The following is an 18,360-nucleotide window of genomic DNA, read 5'->3' on the forward strand; positions in this document are numbered from 1 at the left end:
CCTGCTGCACCGACCCCCTGGACCGTGAGGCACCACACCATGACATCCCCACCCGTACCGGACGAGACCGAAACCGCCGTCGCGCAGCGGCCGCCCGCCGAGGCCAGGTTCGCCGATGAGCTGGCCCGGCTGCGCGACGGCGACGACGGCCACCGGCCGCCCGGCTGGGCGCTGAGCCTGGATGCCGCGCGGCGGTTCATCGTCGGGGACGACAAGCGCGGCGTCAGCCGGAAGTTCGTCGGCGACCCCGCCCTGGTCGACCGTGCCCTGGTCACCCTGGCGACCAGCCGCGGGCTCATGCTGGTCGGCGAGCCGGGCACCGCCAAATCGCTGCTGTCCGAGCTGATCGCCGCTGCCGTCAGCGGGGCATCCACCCTGACCGTCCAGGGCGGCGCGGCCACGACCGAGGACCAGATCAAGTACTCCTGGAACTACGCCCTGTTGGTGTCCGAGGGGCCCTCTCCTCGGTCCCTGGTGCCGGCGCCGATGCTGCGCGGGATGACCGAGGGCAAGATCGTGCGGTTCGAGGAGATCACCCGCTGTCCGCTCGAGGTCCAGGACTCCATGCTCTCGCTGCTGTCCGAGCGGGCGCTCGCCATCCCCGAGCTGACCGGCGCCGACGGCATGGTCTTCGCCGCCGAGGGGTTCAACGTCATCGCCACCGCCAACACCCGCGACCGCGGTGTCAACGAGATGAGCGCGGCCCTCAAGCGCCGCTTCAACTTCGAGACGGTGTTCCCCATCGCCGACCTGGCGACCGAGCTCGACCTGGTCGAGCAGGAGGCCAACACCCTGCTGCAGCGATCCGGGGTGGCGATACCGGCGCCCCGGGACGTACTGGAGGTGCTGGTCACGACGTTCCGCGAGCTGCGCACCGGCGGCGCGGAGGCGGAACGCGGTGGCGGGCCGGGTGACCGGCTCTCCACCGTGATGAGTACCGCCGAGGCGGTCTCGGTCGCCCACGCCGTGGGTCTGCGCGGCTGGTATCTGCGGGGCGAGGCGGGCACGCCCGCCGACATCGTGGAGTGCCTGGCGGGCACGGCGGCGAAGGACAACGCCGAGGACCTCGCCCGGCTGCGTCGCTATCTGGAGCAGCGGGTGCCGCGGAAGAAGGGCGCCCAGTGGAAGGCACTCCACCGCGCCCGGCACCTTCTGCCGGACCGGTAGGCGGGGGGACGGCCAAGTGACAGTCCGTTTCGTCGGGGTCCGCCATCACAGTCCGGCCTGCGCCCGGCTGGTGGCCTCGACCATCGAGTCGCTGCGTCCGGCGTTCGTCCTGGTGGAGGGGCCGGCCGATGTCAACGACCGGATCGATGAGCTGCTGCTCGGGCATGACCTGCCGATAGCGGTGTTCAGCTCCTACCGGGACGGCGAGCGCTATCAGAATTCCTGGGCGCCGTTGTGTGCGTACTCCCCGGAGTGGGTGGCCCTCAGCGCGGGCCGGGCGTGCGGCGCCGAGGTGCGGTTCATCGACCTGCCCGCCTGGCACCCCGCCTTCGCAGGGCGCAGCAACCGCTATGCCGACGCGGACCGTTGGGGTGCGGAGGCGGTCGACCGCCTCTGCAAGACCTTCGGGATCGACAACGAGGACGTCCTTTGGGACCACCTCTTCGAGGTCGAATCCGAGGCCGAACCCGAACCCGAACCCGAACCCGAATCCGAATCCGGGGCCGAATCCGTAGAAGGAGGGGAGAAGAGGCCGGTAGGGACGAGGCCCGAGGAGACGGGGCAGGCAGAGAAGGGGCCTCTGGAGCTCGGGCTCGAGGAGCACGGGCTGGCGGAGCGGCTCTCGGCCTATTTCTCTCTCATCCGTGGGGAGGAGCGCGCGGGGGAGGACGATCTGGCCCGCGAGGCGTATATGGCGCGGTGGGTCAGGGCGGCGGTCGCCGAGGCCGGTGACCGGCCGGTCGTGGTCGTCACCGGCGGGTTCCACCAGCCGGCCCTGCGCGCCCTGTCCGCCCAGGAGACGGCCGGGGAAAGCGGCTGGCCCGAGGTGCCCCGGCCGCCCGAGGAGGCGGTGGCGGCCAGTTACCTCGTGCCGTACTCCTTCCGGCGGCTGGACGCCTTCACCGGCTATGAGTCGGGCATGCCGTCGCCCGAGTACTACCAACGGCTGTGGGACGGCGGGGCGCGGGCCGCCGCCGACGGGCTGGCCGCGGAGGCGGTGACCCAGCTGCGGAGGCGCGGGCAGGTGGTGTCCACCGCGGATCTGATCGCGGCCCGTGCCATGACCGAGGGCCTCGCCCAGTTGCGCGGCCCTCGCATCCCCTCCCGTACGGACGTGCTGGACGGCCTGGCCGGGGCGCTGGTCTCGGACGATCTGGGGCAGCGGCTGCCCTGGGCCGCACGCGGACCGCTGGCCCCGGGGGCCCACCCGGTCGTGGCGGAGCTCGTGGCGGCGTTCAGCGGCGACCGGGTCGGCCGGCTGCATCCGGACACCCCGATGCCCCCTCTGGTCCATGACGCGACCGCGCAGCTCGAGCGCGTCGGCCTGGATCCGGCCGGGGTGTCGGCGCCGGTCCTGGACCTCGCCGACGACCGGGGGCTGCGCCGTAGCAGGGTGCTGCACCGGTTGCGGGTGCTCGGCATCCCGGGATGCGTACGGCAGTCGGGGCCAGCCACCGGGGCCGATGCGGTGCTGAAGGAGCGCTGGCAGCTGTCCCTCTCCGACCGCCGGTTGCCCCGGCTGATCGAAGCGGGAGCCTACGGCGCCACCTTGCGGGATGCCGCGGCGGCACTGCTGCGGGAGCGGATCGCCGATGCGGGCAACGACGCCGGGCTGCTCGCCGGGGTGCTGTTCGACGTCGCCCTCTGCGGGCTCGCCGAGCTCTCGGAGGGGGCGATCGACGCCATCGATGCCGGAGTTGCGGCGGCGGTGGACCTGGGCGAGCTCGGCAGGGCGCTGGCCACCGTGCTCGGCCTGTGGCGGCATGACCGCCTCCTGGGGGTGGCCAGGAGCCCGCTGCTCGGCGCCGTCATCAGCGCCGCCGTCACCCGGATCCTGTGGCTGGCCGAGGGGGTGCACGGCGGCCCCGCGCCCGCCGACCGGGCGCGGCTGTATGCCCTGGCGGCGGTCCGGGATGCGCTGGTGCACGCCGGGGAGCAACTCGCCCTGGACCGTGCGCCGGCGCTGGCCACCGCGCGCCGGATCAGCGCGGACACCACGGCACCGCCCGATCTGCGTGGCGCCGCCTTCGGCCTGTGCTGGTCGCTGGCCGGCGAACGGCCCACCGGTGCGAGCGAGAATGAGAGCGGGAGCAAGAACGAGAACAGGAGCGAGAGCGAGAACGCGAGCGACGGCCAGGACGGGAAGGGAGCCGGCCCCGCCCCGGACCCGGCCGAGGCCATCGCCGGGACGGCCGGCCCCGATGTGCTGGGCGACTGGCTCGCCGGGCTGTTCGCGCTGGCCAGGGCCGAGGTGCTGGGCGACGGGAGGGAGCGCGACAGCGAGAGCGTCCTCGGGGTGCTGGACACCGTGGTCTCCGCCATGACGGGGGACGAGTTCCTGGTGGCGCTGCCTGCCCTCCGTCAGGCGTTCGCGTACTTCCCGCCCCGCGAACGGGAGGCCATCGCCCGCGGCCTGCTGGACCGCCGGGGGCTGCGCGGCTCGGCCAGGGGGCTGACCCGGACGGCGGCCGATCCGGTGCTCGCCGCCGAGGCGATGGCCCTGGAGGACCGGGTGACCCGCCTCCTGGCCCGGGAGGGGCTCGGCCCCGTCGGCAACTACCCCGCTGTCATCAACTCAACACGCACAAAGGGGACTTCATGACGGCGCCGGACCCCGAACTCGAACGCTGGCGGCTGATCCTCGGCGCCCCGGCCGAGCGCCGTACGGGTGCCCTGCAGGGCGAGGCCGCCGAGCGCGACGCCGCACTGGAATGGCTCTACGGCCGCGACCCGGACCGGGCGGGCCGGCAGATACGCATCGGCGGGGTGCGTGGCACGGACGGTGCGGAGGGAGCCGACGGTGCGGGCGCCGCCGAGGACGGCCACGACGCCGACCGGAAACGGAGCGGCGGGTCCGAACCCTCCGCGCTCACCACCGTGGAGTGGCTCGACGGCATCCACCGCCTGTTCCCGAAGGAGACCATCGAACGGCTGGAGCGGGACGCCGTCGAGACGTACGACATCCAGGAGGTGGTCACCGACCCGGACGTCCTGGCCCGCATCGAGCCCAATGCCACGCTGCTGCGCGCCGTACTGCGCACCAAACACCTGATGAACCCTCAGGTGCTGGCCCTCGCCCGGCGCATCGTCGAGGCCGTGGTCCGCGATCTGATGGAGCGGCTGAAACCCGAGATCCGGCAGTCGTTCTCCGGCACCCGGGTCCGCCGCCCCAGCCGGTTCCGTCAGGCGCGTAACTTCGACTTCCGCGCCACCATCCGGGCCAACCTCGCCCACTACGACCCCGAGGCCCGCCGACTGGCCATCGAGAACCCCCGGTTCTTCTCCCGCACCCGGCGCCATATGAAGCAGTGGCAGCTGATCCTCCTGGTGGACCAGTCCGCGTCGATGACGGCCTCGGTGATCCACTCGGCGGTCACCGCCGCCTGCCTGTGGGGCCTGCCGGGCCTGCGCACCCATCTGGTCGCCTTCGACACCAGCGTGGTCGACCTCACCCAGGACGTCACGGACCCGGTGGAGCTGCTGATGACCGCCCAGCTGGGCGGCGGTACGGACATCGCCAAGGCGGTCGCGTACGGCGCCTCGCTCATCGACAACCCCCGCCGGACGATCGTCGCGCTGATCACCGACTTCTACGAGGGCGGCGACGGGCAGTGGCTGGTCCGTACGGTGCGCGAGCTGGTGCAGCAGGGCACACAGGTGCTCGGCCTCGCCGCACTCGACGAGGCGGCCAACCCCGACTACGACCACGGGCTGGCGCAGCGGCTGGCCGATGCCGGCGCCCATGTCGGCGCCATGACCCCCGGGCAACTCGCGGCGTTCGTCGCGGAAAGGCTGGGCCGATGACCCGCGACGACCTGCTCACCCTCACCCCCGACGCGCTCGCCGCGCTGGCCAACCGCGGCCTGGTCAAACGCGCGGCCAAGGCCCTCGACGCCGGTACGGTGCCGGCCGTCGAGACCGGCGAGGACGGCACCGTCCGGGGCAGGTTCGACGACGGCGTGACCACCGCGCTGCCCCCCGACGCCGATCTCCAAGAGGCATCCTGCTCCTGCGCGGCGTCCGGCGTCTGCCGTCACCGCATCGGCCTGGTCCTGGCGTACCAACGGCAGTTCGGCCGGCAGCAGACGGACGAGGCATCCGGGCCCTTCACCCCCTGGTCACCGGGCAGCGTCGACGACGACGCCCTGACCGCCCTGTACGGCGCACCGGCCGTCGCCGCCGCCCGCCGCGCCCTCACCGCCGGCTTCCCGGCGCGGCTGATCCGCCCCACCCCCGCCGATCCCGTGGCGCGCGCGGAACTGCGCTCCTGCACGGTCCGGTTCCTGGTGCCCGGCGAGGTGCGCTACGCCCACACCGACGCCGCCGATGCCGCCCGCCACGAGATGGTCGTCCTCGCCGTATGGGCGTTCCGCGCGGCGGACGAGCGGGGGCTGGACGCCGATGACGTCCGACTCGACGTGGGAGGCGGCCCGAAGGGCTCCATCGCCGCCCCCGGTACCCGCCCCGGACTTGCCTCCGTCGTCGGCCTGGCCGATGAGCTGCTGCTCGACGGTGCCGTGCACGCGGGCGCCGTGGCGACGGCCGCGCTGCGCCGCGCCGCGCGGGAGCTGGAAAAGCAGGGACTGCGCTGGCCGGCCGCCGCCCTGAACGAACTGGTCGAGCAGCTGGACGCCTACCGGGACCGCACCGCCCGGCACCGCCCCGAGCGCCTCGCCGAACTCCTCACCGAGCTCCACGCCCGGCACCGGGCGGCGGTCAACGGCGGCGACAGCCCCCGCTCCCGGGTGCTGGGCAGCGACGAGCCCGCCGAAACGCCGCTGCGCCGGGTACACCTCACCGGCCTGGGCTGCCGGATCGGCGGCGGCGACACGGGGCGCACCGCCGAGCTGTTCTTCGCGCACCCCGAGAGCGGCACGGTCCTGGTGCTCCGCAAACACTGGCCGGTGCCCGAGGACGAGGAACGGCCGCCGACCGGCGCGCAGCTCGCCGCCCGCAGACTCGGCGGCATACCGCTGCGCACCCTGGCCACCGGGCAGGTGGTGACCGAATCCGCGTCCCGCAGCGCGAGCCGGGTCGTCCGCCTGGCAGCCGGCCGGGTCGCCAGGACCGGCGTCACCCCGCTGGGCGGCAGCCAGGACTGGCGGCGTCTGCCCGCATCCGTGACGGCCCCGGACCTTGCCACGCTGGAACGCCAACTGTCCGGGCTGCCACCGAAGCTGATCCGCCCCAGGGTCGAGGCCGAGCTGGTCCGGGCGGTGCCCGTGGCCGAGGTGCACACGATCGGCTACGACCCCGGCGACCAGCGGCTCGACGCCGTCATCGCGGACGCGGCGGGAACGACGGCCCTGGTGACCGCCACCTACGACGGCGCGAGCCCGGCGGCGCTGGACTGCCTGGCCGCCGCCCTGGCAGGGGAGCTCGGCACCCCCCGCTACCTCAGCGGTCTGGTACACCGCTCCGGCGGCCGCATCACCCTGCGCCCCCTCGCCGTACTGACCGACGACGGCCCGGTGCTCCCCGACCTCGCGCCCGGGGACGGCTCCACGGACCTCGACGCCGCCCCCGAGGACGGGCAGGGACCGTACGACCCGGTGGACGACGCCCTCCACACCGCGCTCGCCGCCTGCGCCGACGCCGCCCACCACGGCCTGCGCCACGTACCGCCCGGCGTCCGCCGCCGCCTCGGCGATGCGGCGGCGGCACTGTCCGCCGTGGGTCTGCACACCGCAGCGGAGCGGGTCACGGCGCTCTCGAAGGCCCTGGCCGAGGGCGACCCCGACGGCATGCCCACCGCCTGGGTGGAGGCCCAGCTGAGACTCCTGACGACCGCGGAGCTCCGCTGAGGGGGGGCCGGCAGGCCCGCGACCTCATCCTGATCCTGCGTCCTCCTCGAACACCCTGACCGAGGCCCCGTCCGCCGCTTCCTCGGTGTACGGATGCCAGGCCGCCAGGCCCTCCCCGTTCGGCGAACCGGTCGCCACGAACGCGGCGAGCGCCCCACCGAACGTCCGGGCGAGCGCCTCGGCGCGTGCGCGGCGTGGGTCTCCCGGACCGCCGAGGTCGCCGAGCAGCGGGCTGCCCCGGAAGGCCTCGAGATTGCCGAAGAGGAAGGGGAGTTCGGCGCAGTGCGCGGCGCCGATGGTTCCGTCGTCGCCGGGCGGGCGCCGGTCGAAGCGGTAGACGTACGTCGGCTCGCCGTGCTCTGCGCGCCGTCCGGCGATCTCCCGGACCCCCGTGCGGAAGTTGAGGTCCGACGCCGCGTCGGTGAGGATCCGCGCCGGAGCGGCGCCGGGGTGCCGTTCCTCGGACCGGCCGTAGATCTCCTCCGCCCGGTCGCGGCCGCCCACCCAGGCGGTCAGCATCCGTATCGCGTCCTCCCGGTCCGCCGCGCGGATCCGCTCGTCACGGGCGAAGAAGGCGGCCATCTCGTCGGCCGTCGTCCCGGCCAGGACGTCGATCCCGCGCAGCCCGCCGTCGGCGGCCGCGCCGAGCAGCGGCCGGGGCAGTCCGGCCCCGCCGAGCACCGGATACATCGGCGGCGCGGTGCGGCCGGCCCGCAGCGCCTCGTTCCGCAACTCGCGGTATCCGTCGAGCAGTTGGCCCACGGGAAGGGCGCGGAGGGCGGCGGCCCGCTGCGCCGTGGTGTTCCCGGAGACGCCCAGCACCCGCAGATACGATGCGGCGGTCTCGGCCGCCTGCGCCGGATCCTGCGGGGGAAGGTTCAGCGGAGCGCTCTGGGCGATCACCCGCCGCAGCAGCGGTCCGGCGTCCGGGGAGAGCGCCAGCAGCAGGGCCGAGTACGCGCCCGACGACTGACCGCCGACCGTGATCAGGTCCGGATCGCCGCCGAACGCTGCGATGTTCGTCCGTACCCAGCGCAGTACCGCGGTCTGGTCCAGCAGCCCGAGGTTGTCCGCGCCGATCTCCGGCAGATGGAGGTAACCCAGCGGCCCCATACGGAAGTTGGCGGTGACGACGACGATATCGCCCAGCGCGGCGAGCCGGGCGCCGTCGACATCGCCCCCGCCGCCCGAACCGCTGGTGAAGGCGCCGCCGTGGAACCACACCAGCACCGGGCGGGGCCCCGCGTCGCGCACCGCCGCGGCAGGGCTCCAGACGTTGAGGTTCAGGCAGCCCTCCTCGGAGCCTTCCGGAGTGGCCTGGCCGGTGAGCCAGGCCAGCGCCGAAGGGTGTTGCGGCACGGCGGGCCCGGAATGCGTCGCCGGGCGGATTCCCGACCAGCCCGGATGCGGCTCCGGGGGCGCGAAGCGCAGCGCACCGACCGGCGGCGCGGCGTACGGAATGCCCTGAAAAGCGGTCACCGGGCCTTTGTGGGTGCCGCGTACGGCACCTTCCGCGGTGGTTGCTGTCGCTGTGCCCGGTCGGCTCGAAATGGTCATGGTGGAACGTTAACCCCCGGGCCGAAGGGTCTCCGGAGGGCCTCAGGGGCGGCGGGTCGGCCGCTCCCGCATCCGTCCGGGCACTCCTTGGGAGCCCGGACGCCGACCGTTCCGTGTGCGCAGGGTGAACTCAACTCCCGGTTAAGTCCGCTGTCGTGACGTTCCGTAAGGAGACTGGTGCAGTGCGTTCCCGGCATGAAAGGATGTGAACACAGGTCCCGGCGACCTTAACTGTTCGTTGGGCTCGGCCCACGGCCGCCGTAGGGGACCGCGGGAGTCCGAGGGGCGGGGACGGTGGCATGACGGCAGGGGACGAGGGCCGGTCCAAGGGGGCGGGCAGCACGCTCGCGGAGCGGCTCAACCATCTCTTCGCGCATATGCACCCGGCCGGGGCTCCGTACACCAACGCCTTTGTGGCGGACGAGATCAGCGCCGGTACGGGCGAGTACGGCGGGGTCAGGGTCACCGAGCAGTACTTATCGATGCTGCGCAACGGGCGGCGTACGAACCCGAGTCCGGAGCTGCTGCGCGCACTGGCCAAGTTCTTCGCCGTACCGGTGGGATATCTGCTGGGTGACCTCTCGCAGCCGCAGGCCGCGCGGGTGGAGGAAGAGGTCCGTTTCCTGGCGGCCATGCGGGATCAGCGGGTGCGGGCCATCGCGCTGCGCTCCGTCGGGCTGCCGCCGGAGGTGCAGGAGAGCCTGACGACGATCATCTCCCAGTTCCGGCAGCAGATGAATCTGCCGGCCGATCCCCCGGATCAGGGCGGTGAGCGGCGTGCTGAGTGATCCGATACGTGACCCCCTACGGACCGCTGGGCGCGATCAGATCTTCGCTCTCTGGCGGCGGGCCGAGCACGAGGACGGGACGAGCATGCGAGTGGGGCAGATACGCCGGCGGTGCAAGCAGCTGATCAAGGAGCTGGCGGTGCCCGCCGCCATCGACCTCCAGGGGATGTGCGACATCGTCGCCACACGTGTGGCACGGCCCGTCCACATGGTCCCGATGAGCCTCGACGGTGTGGTCTCGGGGATGACGGCCTCCACCGACGACGGCTACTGGATCTTCTTCGAACTGAAGACGTCGCCCTGGCACCAGGCGCACATCGTGCTGCACGAACTGAGCCACCTCCTGTTGGGCCATGCGCAGGATCCGGCCATCACGGAGGACGCGCTGCGGATGTGGACCCCGTCCATCGACGCGGCCACCGCCATGCGCCGGATGGGGCTGACCGCGGGCTTCGCCCGGCACCACGGCTACGACAACCTCGCCGAGCGGGAGACCGAGGTGCTGGGCACGCTGCTGATGGAGCGGGTCGCACCGTCGGCCGGTGAACGCGAACTCCCCCTGGAGGGACGGGCGGCCGAACTGGCCGCGGCGCTCGGGCCCGCGCTGCAGCACATCCGCAAGCAGCAGGAGGAGCGGGACGAGCAGGCTGGGGATGGGGCCGGGCACGGGGAGAGGGACGGGGGCTCGCCGCGTGTTTGATGTCATCTACCTCTCCTTCGCGGCCGTCGCCTGGACCCTCGTCGCCTACAAGTCCGCCGCCTGGATGCGCGACCGCGGCAACGCCGACCTGGGCCTCACCTGTGTGATGACGGGCGGCGTGGCGACGGTCTTCCTCTTCTCCGCACCCAGCCTCTACCGCTGGTTCGACCGGCTGGTCGGCGTGGCCAATCTCGCCATGGTCTTCCTCTACTCCTCCGTCGTGGTGTTCGCCGCGGGGGCGCTCGTCCTGCTGCTGCGCTGGACGGCGGGCGAGGGCGAGGCCGCGCGGGCCCGCGCGCGGACCAAGGCGCGTGCCGCCGTCGGGGGCGTGGCGGCGGTGTGGGCGGTGGCCGTCGTCGGCTTCGCCGTCGGCCGTCCGGACGCCGTCGAGCACCCCCGCGACTTCAGCACCGCCTACACCGGCTCTCCCGGCGTGATGCTCTTTCTGGTGCTGTATCTGGCCATCTTCGGCTCCAGCCTCGCGGGCCTGGCGTCGCTCTGCACGCGCTACGCCGCCCGGTTCGGCGCCTCCTGGCTCGCGCGTGGTCTGCGGGTGATGGGCGCGGGCTGCGGGCTCGGCCTGCTCTACTGCACCTGCAAACTCATCGGCTTCGGCATGTCGTGGGCGGGCCACCCGGTCCTCTGGCTCTCCAACGGCGTGGCCCCGCTCAGCGCCTCCGTGGCGGCGATCCTCGTCCTCACCGGATTCGCCCTGCCCGCCGCCGGCCCCCGGGCCGCCGCCTGGCGCCGCCTGCGCCGCCTCACGCCCCTCTGGCGGGCCGTCACCGCCGGCACCCCCGAGGTCACCATGGAGCGCGCGCGGTGGTCGGTCCGCTGGCCGTTCGCCGACCTCGAATGGCGCGCCAACCGGCAGATGGCGGAGATCCGGGACGTCCAGCGCGGCATCCGCCGCCATGTCGAGTCCGACGCCGTCGACATCGCCCGAGAGCGGGCCCGCGCCGTCTCGCTCGACGACCGCCAGCTGGCCGCCGTGGCGGAGGCGGCCGCACTCCGCCGCGGGCTGGAGAACCGCGCGGTGGGCCATGTGCCGGCCCATGGCGCCGACAGCGTGGTGGTCACCACGGGTACGGCCGCCGGTACGGATACGGGCGCGGGCGCGGACGCGGAGGGTGCCGAACTCGCCGCGGAATACGAGCACTTGGCGCTGGTCGCAGATGTCTATCACTCGTCACTGATCGAGACCGTGCTCACCGAGCTGCGGCAGCGCAGCTCCGTGGCGCGCGGCTAGCGACGACGCGACCCCACGAACGTGGTGGCCCGGTACGGGGGTCTGGGCCACGCACGCGACAGGGGCGGCACCGGTTGGTTCGACGCCGGTGCCGCCCCGCTGTTGCCTCCGCCCGTTGACGCCCTGGCATGGCCATCTCCCCATGGCTGCCTCGTCGTTGTCGCCCGGCGCGTCCCGTCCCCGCCGCGCCGTGAACCGTCCGTCTAGAGTCGTGCTCCATGCAGAACACCGCCGAGACCGGCCCCGACGCCCCCATCGACGTGACGCCCCTCCTCGACGATCCCTACGCCGCCTATGCCGCGCTGCGCGAGGCCGGGCCGGTGCACCGGATCACCGGGGCCGACGGGCAGCCCGCCTGGCTGGTCACCCGCTACGACGACGTCCGCGGCGCGTTCACCGATCCGCGGCTGTCCCTGGACAAGCGCCATGCCGCACCCGGCGGATACAGCGGTTTCGCGCTGCCGCCGGCGCTGGACGCCAATCTGCTCAACATGGACCCGCCGGACCACACCCGGGTGCGCCGCCTGGTGGTGAAGGCGTTCACACCGGGGCGGATCGATGCGCTGCGGGAGCCCGTACGGCGCATTGCCGATGAGCTGCTGGACGCCATGGAGGAGCGCGGCGGTCAGGCGGATCTGATCGCCGACTACGCGGGGCAGCTGCCGATCATCGTGATCTGCGATCTGCTCGGTGTGCCGCAGCGCGACCGCCACGATTTCCGCGCCTGGACGGACACCCTGATCACCCCCGATCCGACCAAGCCGCAGCAGATGAAGCAGGCGATCGGGGCGATGCTGGAGTTCTACACCGGTCTGATCGCGACCAAGCGCGCGGAACCCGGCGACGATCTGCTCTCGGACCTGATCGCGGTGCGCGACGACGCCGCCGGCCCGGCCGACGACCGGCTCACCGAGGACGAGCTGACCTCGCTCGCCTTCCTCATCCTTTTCGGCGGCTACGAGAATGTCGTCCACCTCATCGGCAACGCCGCCCTCGGCCTGCTCGAGCATCCCGACCGGCTCGACCAGCTGCGGCGCAATCCGGCCGACCTCCCGGCCGTCGTCGAGGAGTTCATGCGGTACGACGGTCCCGCACCGCTGGCGATCCGGCGCTTCGCCAAGGAGGACCTGGAGATCGGCGGCGTACGGATCCCGGCCGGTGACAGCGTGCTGCTCGCCGTCGCTTCCGCGAACCGCGACCCCGCCCGCTTCCCCGATCCGGACCGCTTCGACCATGGGCGGGACCTCTCCGGGCACCTCGCGCTGGGCCATGGCATCCACTACTGCCTCGGCGCGCCGCTGGCCCGGGTGGAAACCGTCACCGCGCTCGATGCGCTCATCGGACGGTTCCCGGGGCTGCGACTGGCCCTTCCCCAGGCCGAACTGCGGCGTCGGCGCTCCCTGCGCGCGCGTGGCCTGATTTCGCTGCCGGTGACCTGGAAATCGAGAAACGAACAAGTTTTTGAGGCATAACCGGGGGCGGATGAGGTAGAAAGGTCTTGAACCCGCCCGGTGTGCATCCCCCGTCGCACCGGGCGGGTCTCTGTTTGCAGCTGCGACATCCGGCTGCCACCGGGCGCGGGGCCGCACGCCGCGGGCCTCCACGGTGCGACACGCGGGACATGCCGGAGCCTCGTGGTCCGTCTGGCGCACCCACGCTGCGGGCGGCAGCGGCCGTTCTTAGCGTGACGGCATGGCAATCGACGCGCCGTACTCCAGGAAGGCCGCCGCGCTCGCGGGACTCGCTCTTGCCGGAACCTTTCTGACCTCCATACCGGCCACGGCTCACTCCGCAGCCGGCGGGGCCACAGCCGCCGGGGCCGCGGGCGCCCGGCCCGCCGCACCCGGACCGGGTGTCCAGGTCGGCGCGGCGCCCGGTGTGCCCGACGTGCCGGACTGGCTGTCCGCCAAGTCCTGGATGGTGTCCGACGCCGACACCGGAGATGTCCTCGCCGCCAAGGCGCCGCACCGCAGACTGCCCCCGGCCAGCACCCTCAAGACCCTGTTCGCGGTCACCGTGCTGCCGAAGTTCCCGGCCGGCAGCGTCCGCCAGGTCAGCGCCGCCGACCTCGAGGGCGTCGGCGACGGCAGCAGCCTCGTCGGCGTCGAGGAGGGCGGGCGCTACCGGGTCGCCGACCTGTGGCGCGGGGTCTTCCTCCGCTCCGGCAACGACGCCGTACACGTCCTGGCCTCGATGAATGGCGGCTGGGACGACACCGCTCAGGAGATGCAGGAAACCGCGCGCAAGCTCGGCGCCCGCGACACCACCGTGAAGTCCCCGGACGGCTACGACACCCCGGGCCAGGTCTCCTCGGCGTACGACCTGACGGTCTTCGGCCGCGCCGGGCTCGCCGACCCCGACTTCGCGCGCTACTGTGCCACCGCCCGCGCCCGCTTCCCCACCAGCGACGGTTTCACCCAGATCGAGAACACCAACCGGATGCTGGCCGGTTCACACGGTCTGACCCCCTACCCGGGCATCATCGGCGTCAAGAACGGCTACACCACCCACGCGGGCAACACGCTCGTCGCCGCCGCCCGGCGGAACGGCCGCACCCTGCTGGTCACCGTCATGAACCCACGGTCCGGCGAGAACAACGCCGTCTACAAGGAGGCAGGCGCCCTCCTCGACTGGGGCTTCGACAGCGCCGGTCTGGCCCGCCCGATCGACACCCTGCGCACGGTGGTGCGTACGCCCTCCGAGGACCGTTCCGGGGACCGTGCCAAGGCCCGCCCGCTGACCACCGACCCCGTCACCGCGAGGCCCGAACCCCACGGCTCCTCCCGGACCTCCGCCGCCGCGGGGTGGGCGGGCGGCGTCGGCGCCGTGGTGCTCGCCCTCGCCGGGGCGCTCGCCTGGTGGCGGCACGGACGGCGGCGCGGGCGACCGCCGGAGGGCGAGGTGTAGACCGCTACGGGCGGCCCGGCCCGCCTTCCGCCCTAGGCCGCGCCGGCACGGAGCCGGGGCGCCGTCTCGGCCGCCGGCACCGGACCGCCGGACCCGTTCAGACTCCTCGCCAGTCCGGCTGCCCAGTCCGTCAGTCCGGCGATATCGATGCCGTACGGGGCGGTGTCGGCGTACGGCGCGATGGCCACCGCCCCCCGGCCGAGCAGCGCCTCGGCGCCCGGGGCATTGCCGCGCGCCGCATGGGTCAGACCCACCGCCAGCTGGGCCAGCCCCCGCCACAGCCCGCGCTCCGCCGCCGGCGCGGCCTTCCAGGCGTCCTCCAGCACCTCGTGGGCATGGAACGGCATCCCGTCGTCCAGCAGCCGCTGCGCCTCGGTCAGCGCCTGCGCCGGCGTACGCGGCACCCCCTCGGGCTGCCGCGCCACGCCGGGGGCGCCGTACGGCAGCGGCCGCCCGAGGCCGTCCCGTGGCCGGGCGTTACGGGCCCGGCCCTGCTCGTCACGGTCCCGGGAGCGGGTGCCGGACGCAGGGGGTGCCTCGGCCGCGGTGTCCGCCGCGGCGCCGCAGTGCTCGCACACCTCGCCGTCCGGGCGCTCACGCACCCGCCCGCAGGCGTCGCACACCAGGTGCGACCAGCAGGCCGGATCGCCGCCCTGGCCGGGGCCGCCGGACCGGCTGTTCTGGCTGTTCTGGCTGTTCTGGTGGGTTTCCTCCGTGCCGCTCACCCCTCGATTGTGCGTCGTGCGGTGCCCCTGCGTCGCCCCGGGGCGGAGCCGCGCGCCGGCCAGGGGACGAATGCCGGTCAGGGGACGAATGCCGGGGAGGAGGCGTCCGGAATACGCAGCGACGGATTCCCGCTGCCGTTCGCCGGGACGGTCCAGACGTCGGAGCGCCGGCCGCCGTGGCCCGGCAGGGCGTAGGCGAGGGTGCGGTCGTCCAGCCAGGCGGCCTGGTCGTCCACGCTGCGGGTTTCGGCGAGCGGGTGTTCGCGCAGGGTGCGCAGGTCCAGGACGTACAGGCGCCAGGGGTCGGCGGCCCCTTCGCGTACCCGCTTCTTGAAGGCGAGCCGGGTGTTGTCGGGGGAGAGCGAGGGACATTCGGCATTCTCGCGCAGGGTACGCGCCGCCCACTTCCGCATATCGCCCTCGACCAGATACGTCTTCCCCTTCGTCGAGACCGTCGCGTAGAAGCGGTTGTCGTCGCGGGCGAAGGTGACGCCCCAGTAGTTGACGTCGGGGGAGTGGTAGCGGCGGCCGCCGAGGGTGAGCGGGATTTCCTCCATGTTCTTGATGAGGTAGCCGGTACGGGTGTCCAGGATGGAGGTGCGGGTGGAGAACGCGGTGGTGGCGTACGAGTCCCCGGTGGCGAACATCGTCCACGACAGCATCCGCCCGGAGGCGGAGACCCGGGCCCGGTTGGGGATGCCGGTGAGCGCGATCCGCCGCTTCTCGTGCAGTCGCCGGTCCAGCACGACGGCGTACGAGCGGGGCGGGATGCCGGGGCGGCGCTGCAGGCACAGGCCGGTGTCCGCCGCCGCGTAGAAGCGCTCGCAGGCGGGGCCTCCGGTGGTGCGGTTGCCCGAGGAGCCGGCCGCGCCCGGCCGGGCGGTGAGCCGGGCGACCCGGCCGGAGCCGGCGCCCGTGCTGCGGAAGTACAGCCGGCCGTGGTCGAGGCCGAAGGCCGAGGCGGTGCCGGACGGTTCGGCGTGCCGGGCGGCGCTCACGGTGTAGACGACGGCGACGGTGGTGAGGACCGCGATGGACGCCGCTACGGCGATGATCCGTGCCCGCAGCGAGAGTGCGCGCGGCGCGGTGGGCAGGGGCATCCGGTTCACCGGTCCTTTCGGTCATGGCCCGGAAGCAGCGCGGCGGCCGCCGCGAGCGCCACGGCCAAGGCGGCGACGGCGACGATCAGCGCGGGCCGGGCGCCCCACACCGTCCAGGCGGCGCCGAACCCGGCAGCCGCCAGCAGCCGGCACAGCGCCTGGCCCGTCTGGAGCAGCGCCATCCCGCTCGCCCGGCCCGCCGCCGGCAGCACCGGCCCGGCGAGCGCCATCAGGACCCCGTCCGTGGCCGCGTAGAACACGCCGAGCGACAGCAGCACACCCACCAGCAGCACCGGCCCCGAGTCCGTGACCGCCAGCAGGACATAGCCCCCGAGCAGCGCCGCATGCCCGAACAGAAAGGGAACCCGGCGCCCGATACGGTCCCCGAGCCGCCCGGCAGGCACCGCGAGCAGCAGATAGACCGCCGCGGCGCCCAGCGGCAGCAGCGGGAACCAGCTGACCGCGAACTCCAGCCGCCGCTGCAGCAGCAGGTACAGGAACGCATCGCCGATGGTCGCCGCCCCCAGGAGCGCCGCGGCCGCGAAGATCCGCCGGAAGGCGGGGGCGCGGAACGGGGCGAGGAGCCGTACGCGCGGCTGCCGGGCGGCCGGTGCCCGCGGCCGGACCGCGGCCCCCGCGTCCCGCCCCGGTGCCCCCGCGTCCCGCCCCGGCACGAAGGCCACCAGCAGGAGTACGCCCACCACGCCCACGCAGAAGCTGACGACGAAGACCGCGTCATACGCATCCGCGGTGGCCCACAGCAAGGCGAACGCGGCCAGCGGTCCCAGCAGTGCGCCGGTGGTGTCCATCGCGCGGTGTACGCCGAAGGCCCGGCCGAGCGCGTCCGGCGGGGCGCTGAGCGAGATCAGCGCATCGCGGGGCGCGGTCCGTACCCCCTTGCCGATCCGGTCCGCGGCGAGCGACGCGCCGATGCCGGCCGTGCTGCCGCCCGCGAGCAGCAGCCCGAGCCGGGACAGCGCGGAGAGCGCATAGCCCGCCCCGGCGACCAGCTTGTGCCGCCCGCCGCGGTCCGCCGCATGCCCGCCCAGCAGCCGTACCAGCGCTGTAACGCCGTTATAGAGTCCGTCGAGAAACCCGAACTGGAGGGGGGAGAGCCCCAGTTGGAGGACGAAGTAGAGCGGCAGCACGGCGGTGACCATCTCGGAGGAGATGTCCGTGACCAGGCTGACCGCGCCGAGGGCCAGTACCGTCCCCCCGACGCGGCCGCGCGTCACCTTCGTCGCCGTCGCGGCCGCATCCGTGGTCGCGAGATACATCGGTCAGACCGCCGCCCGTGGGTCCCGTGGTCCGTGCTGCGTGCTCAGTGGCACTGGTAGCTCGGGCTGCTGTCCTTGGTGGTCCCGTCCGTACCCACCAGCTCCCACGAGAAGCCGTCGTCCGTGAAGTTCAGCTTCACCACACCGAAGGTGTCGGTCAGCCGCTTCTCGCTGTTCGGCTGCACCTCTTCGATCTTGTACGGGTTGGCCCCGCCCATCCCGCCGAGCAGCTCGACGATCCCGTTTCTGTCGGCCTTGCCGTCCGGGTCCTGCGGCGCAAAGCGCTCGTAGTGGTGGTCGTGTCCGTTGAGGACCAGCTCGGCCTTGGCGTCGTGGAGCAGCTTCCAGACCGGGCGGCTGACCGGGTCGTTGCCGTGCTCACCGGAGGAGAAGAGCGGGTGGTGCCAGTAGGCGGCCACGCACTTCTTGGAGTTGGCGGCGAGGTCGGACTTGAGCCAGTCGGTCTGCGCGGAGTCCAGGCTGTTGGAGTCCAGCGCGATGAAGTGCCAGTTGCCCTGGTCGAAGCTGTAGTAGCTCTTGCCCTTGGGGAAGGCGATGTCCCCGAAGTAGGCCTTGTAGCCCGCCAGTTCACCGTCCGGGTCGTATGTCTCGTGATTCCCGGCGGCCGGATGCGTCTTGTCCTTGAACGCGCCCCAGCTCGTGTCGTAGTACTTCTGGAAGTCCTTCAACCGCGCGTCGTCGTACTGGTTGTCGCCCATGGTCAGCACGAACGCCGGGTTGATCTTCTTCACCAGCGCCGCGGTCCTGGGGTGCTCGCACCCGCTGTCGTCGGCGGTGCACCGCTCGGCGATGTCACCCGCCGCGACGACCGTGAACCCGCCGGCCTGCGCGTGTGCCGCCCGCTCCGGCGCGGCGTCCGCGCGCCCGCCGGGCGACCACAGCACCACCCCGCCGACGAGCGCGAGCGCCGCGCCCGCGGCCGGCAGACCCCAGCGGGGGCCGGTGTGCCGCGGGCGCTTGCTCGGCCGGGTGCTCGACTGTGACCTGGGGTGCTTCTCGGCGCGCGGGGTCGACGTCATATCCGTCTCCTGGGTCGGCGTGGGGGAGCCGTCCCGAGGAATGGTG

14 protein-coding genes are annotated in these 18,360 nt (G+C 73.3%); 9 read left to right on the forward strand and 5 right to left on the reverse strand.

From position 1 onward, the window contains the following. The first annotated feature begins 39 nt into the window (after positions 1-39). The 4 genes from ADL29_RS26590 to ADL29_RS26605 are packed head-to-tail and all read left to right on the forward strand — an operon-like array spanning position 40 to position 6,971. Positions 40-1,167, forward strand: a complete 1,128-nt coding sequence (locus ADL29_RS26590; protein WP_053926111.1) for an ATP-binding protein — start codon at positions 40-42, stop codon at positions 1,165-1,167. 16 nt (positions 1,168-1,183) lie between these two features. Then, positions 1,184-3,769, forward strand: coding sequence for a DUF5682 family protein (locus ADL29_RS45505; RefSeq protein ID WP_053926112.1), 2,586 nt, complete (start codon positions 1,184-1,186; stop codon positions 3,767-3,769). Beyond that, positions 3,766-4,971, forward strand: coding sequence for a VWA domain-containing protein (locus ADL29_RS26600; protein WP_053926113.1), 1,206 nt, complete (start codon positions 3,766-3,768; stop codon positions 4,969-4,971). Before ADL29_RS45505 ends, ADL29_RS26600 begins: the two co-directional genes overlap by 4 nt. After that, on the forward strand, positions 4,968-6,971 hold the full coding sequence (locus ADL29_RS26605) for a hypothetical protein (protein WP_053926114.1): 2,004 nt from the start codon (positions 4,968-4,970) through the stop codon (positions 6,969-6,971). Before ADL29_RS26600 ends, ADL29_RS26605 begins: the two co-directional genes overlap by 4 nt. Before the next feature lie 24 nt (positions 6,972-6,995). Here ADL29_RS26605 and ADL29_RS26610 read toward each other — a convergent pair whose 3' ends face one another. Next, positions 6,996-8,528, reverse strand: a complete 1,533-nt coding sequence (locus ADL29_RS26610) for a carboxylesterase/lipase family protein (protein WP_053926115.1) — start codon at positions 8,526-8,528, stop codon at positions 6,996-6,998. 299 nt (positions 8,529-8,827) lie between these two features. On the opposite strand from ADL29_RS26610, the gene ADL29_RS26615 reads away from it, so the two are divergent. The 5 genes from ADL29_RS26615 (at position 8,828) to ADL29_RS26635 (ending at position 14,172) form a co-directional block, all read left to right on the forward strand. Continuing rightward, positions 8,828-9,316, forward strand: coding sequence for a helix-turn-helix domain-containing protein (locus tag ADL29_RS26615; RefSeq protein WP_053926116.1), 489 nt, complete (start codon positions 8,828-8,830; stop codon positions 9,314-9,316). A gap of 91 nt (positions 9,317-9,407) precedes the next feature. Then, the gene (locus ADL29_RS26620) at positions 9,408-10,016 is read left to right on the forward strand and encodes a hypothetical protein (RefSeq protein WP_078971304.1); all 609 of its coding nucleotides are present in this window, start codon (positions 9,408-9,410) and stop codon (positions 10,014-10,016) included. Beyond that, on the forward strand, positions 10,009-11,265 hold the full coding sequence (locus ADL29_RS26625) for an MAB_1171c family putative transporter (protein ID WP_053926117.1): 1,257 nt from the start codon (positions 10,009-10,011) through the stop codon (positions 11,263-11,265). The genes ADL29_RS26620 and ADL29_RS26625 overlap by 8 nt, the downstream gene beginning before the upstream one ends. Positions 11,266-11,483: 218 nt before the next feature. Further along, entirely contained in the window at positions 11,484-12,737 is a 1,254-nt protein-coding gene (locus ADL29_RS26630; protein WP_053926118.1) for a cytochrome P450 family protein, read from the forward strand. 220 nt (positions 12,738-12,957) lie between these two features. Then, positions 12,958-14,172 (forward strand): D-alanyl-D-alanine carboxypeptidase family protein, encoded by a 1,215-nt coding sequence (locus ADL29_RS26635; protein WP_078971305.1) that lies wholly within the window; start codon positions 12,958-12,960, stop codon positions 14,170-14,172. A gap of 32 nt (positions 14,173-14,204) precedes the next feature. Here ADL29_RS26635 and ADL29_RS26640 read toward each other — a convergent pair whose 3' ends face one another. The 4 genes from ADL29_RS26640 to ADL29_RS26655 all read right to left on the reverse strand — a co-directional run bounded on the left by ADL29_RS26640 (position 14,205) and on the right by ADL29_RS26655 (position 18,314). Then, positions 14,205-14,897, reverse strand: a complete 693-nt coding sequence (locus ADL29_RS26640) for a DUF309 domain-containing protein (RefSeq protein ID WP_425424283.1) — start codon at positions 14,895-14,897, stop codon at positions 14,205-14,207. Between the two features lie 77 nt (positions 14,898-14,974). Beyond that, positions 14,975-15,997 (reverse strand): TolB-like translocation protein, encoded by a 1,023-nt coding sequence (locus tag ADL29_RS26645; protein WP_053926142.1) that lies wholly within the window; start codon positions 15,995-15,997, stop codon positions 14,975-14,977. 5 nt (positions 15,998-16,002) lie between these two features. Beyond that, a complete protein-coding gene (locus ADL29_RS26650) occupies positions 16,003-17,274 on the reverse strand; it encodes an MFS transporter (RefSeq protein WP_053926119.1) in 1,272 nt (423 codons plus the stop codon). 44 nt (positions 17,275-17,318) lie between these two features. After that, positions 17,319-18,314: a metallophosphoesterase family protein gene (locus ADL29_RS26655; RefSeq protein ID WP_053926120.1), complete on the reverse strand. Its 996-nt coding sequence runs from the start codon at positions 18,312-18,314 to the stop codon at positions 17,319-17,321. Between the last annotated feature and the right edge of the window lie 46 nt (positions 18,315-18,360).

It is taken from the genome of Streptomyces chattanoogensis (genome assembly GCF_001294335.1).
Taxonomy (GTDB): domain Bacteria; phylum Actinomycetota; class Actinomycetes; order Streptomycetales; family Streptomycetaceae; genus Streptomyces; species Streptomyces chattanoogensis.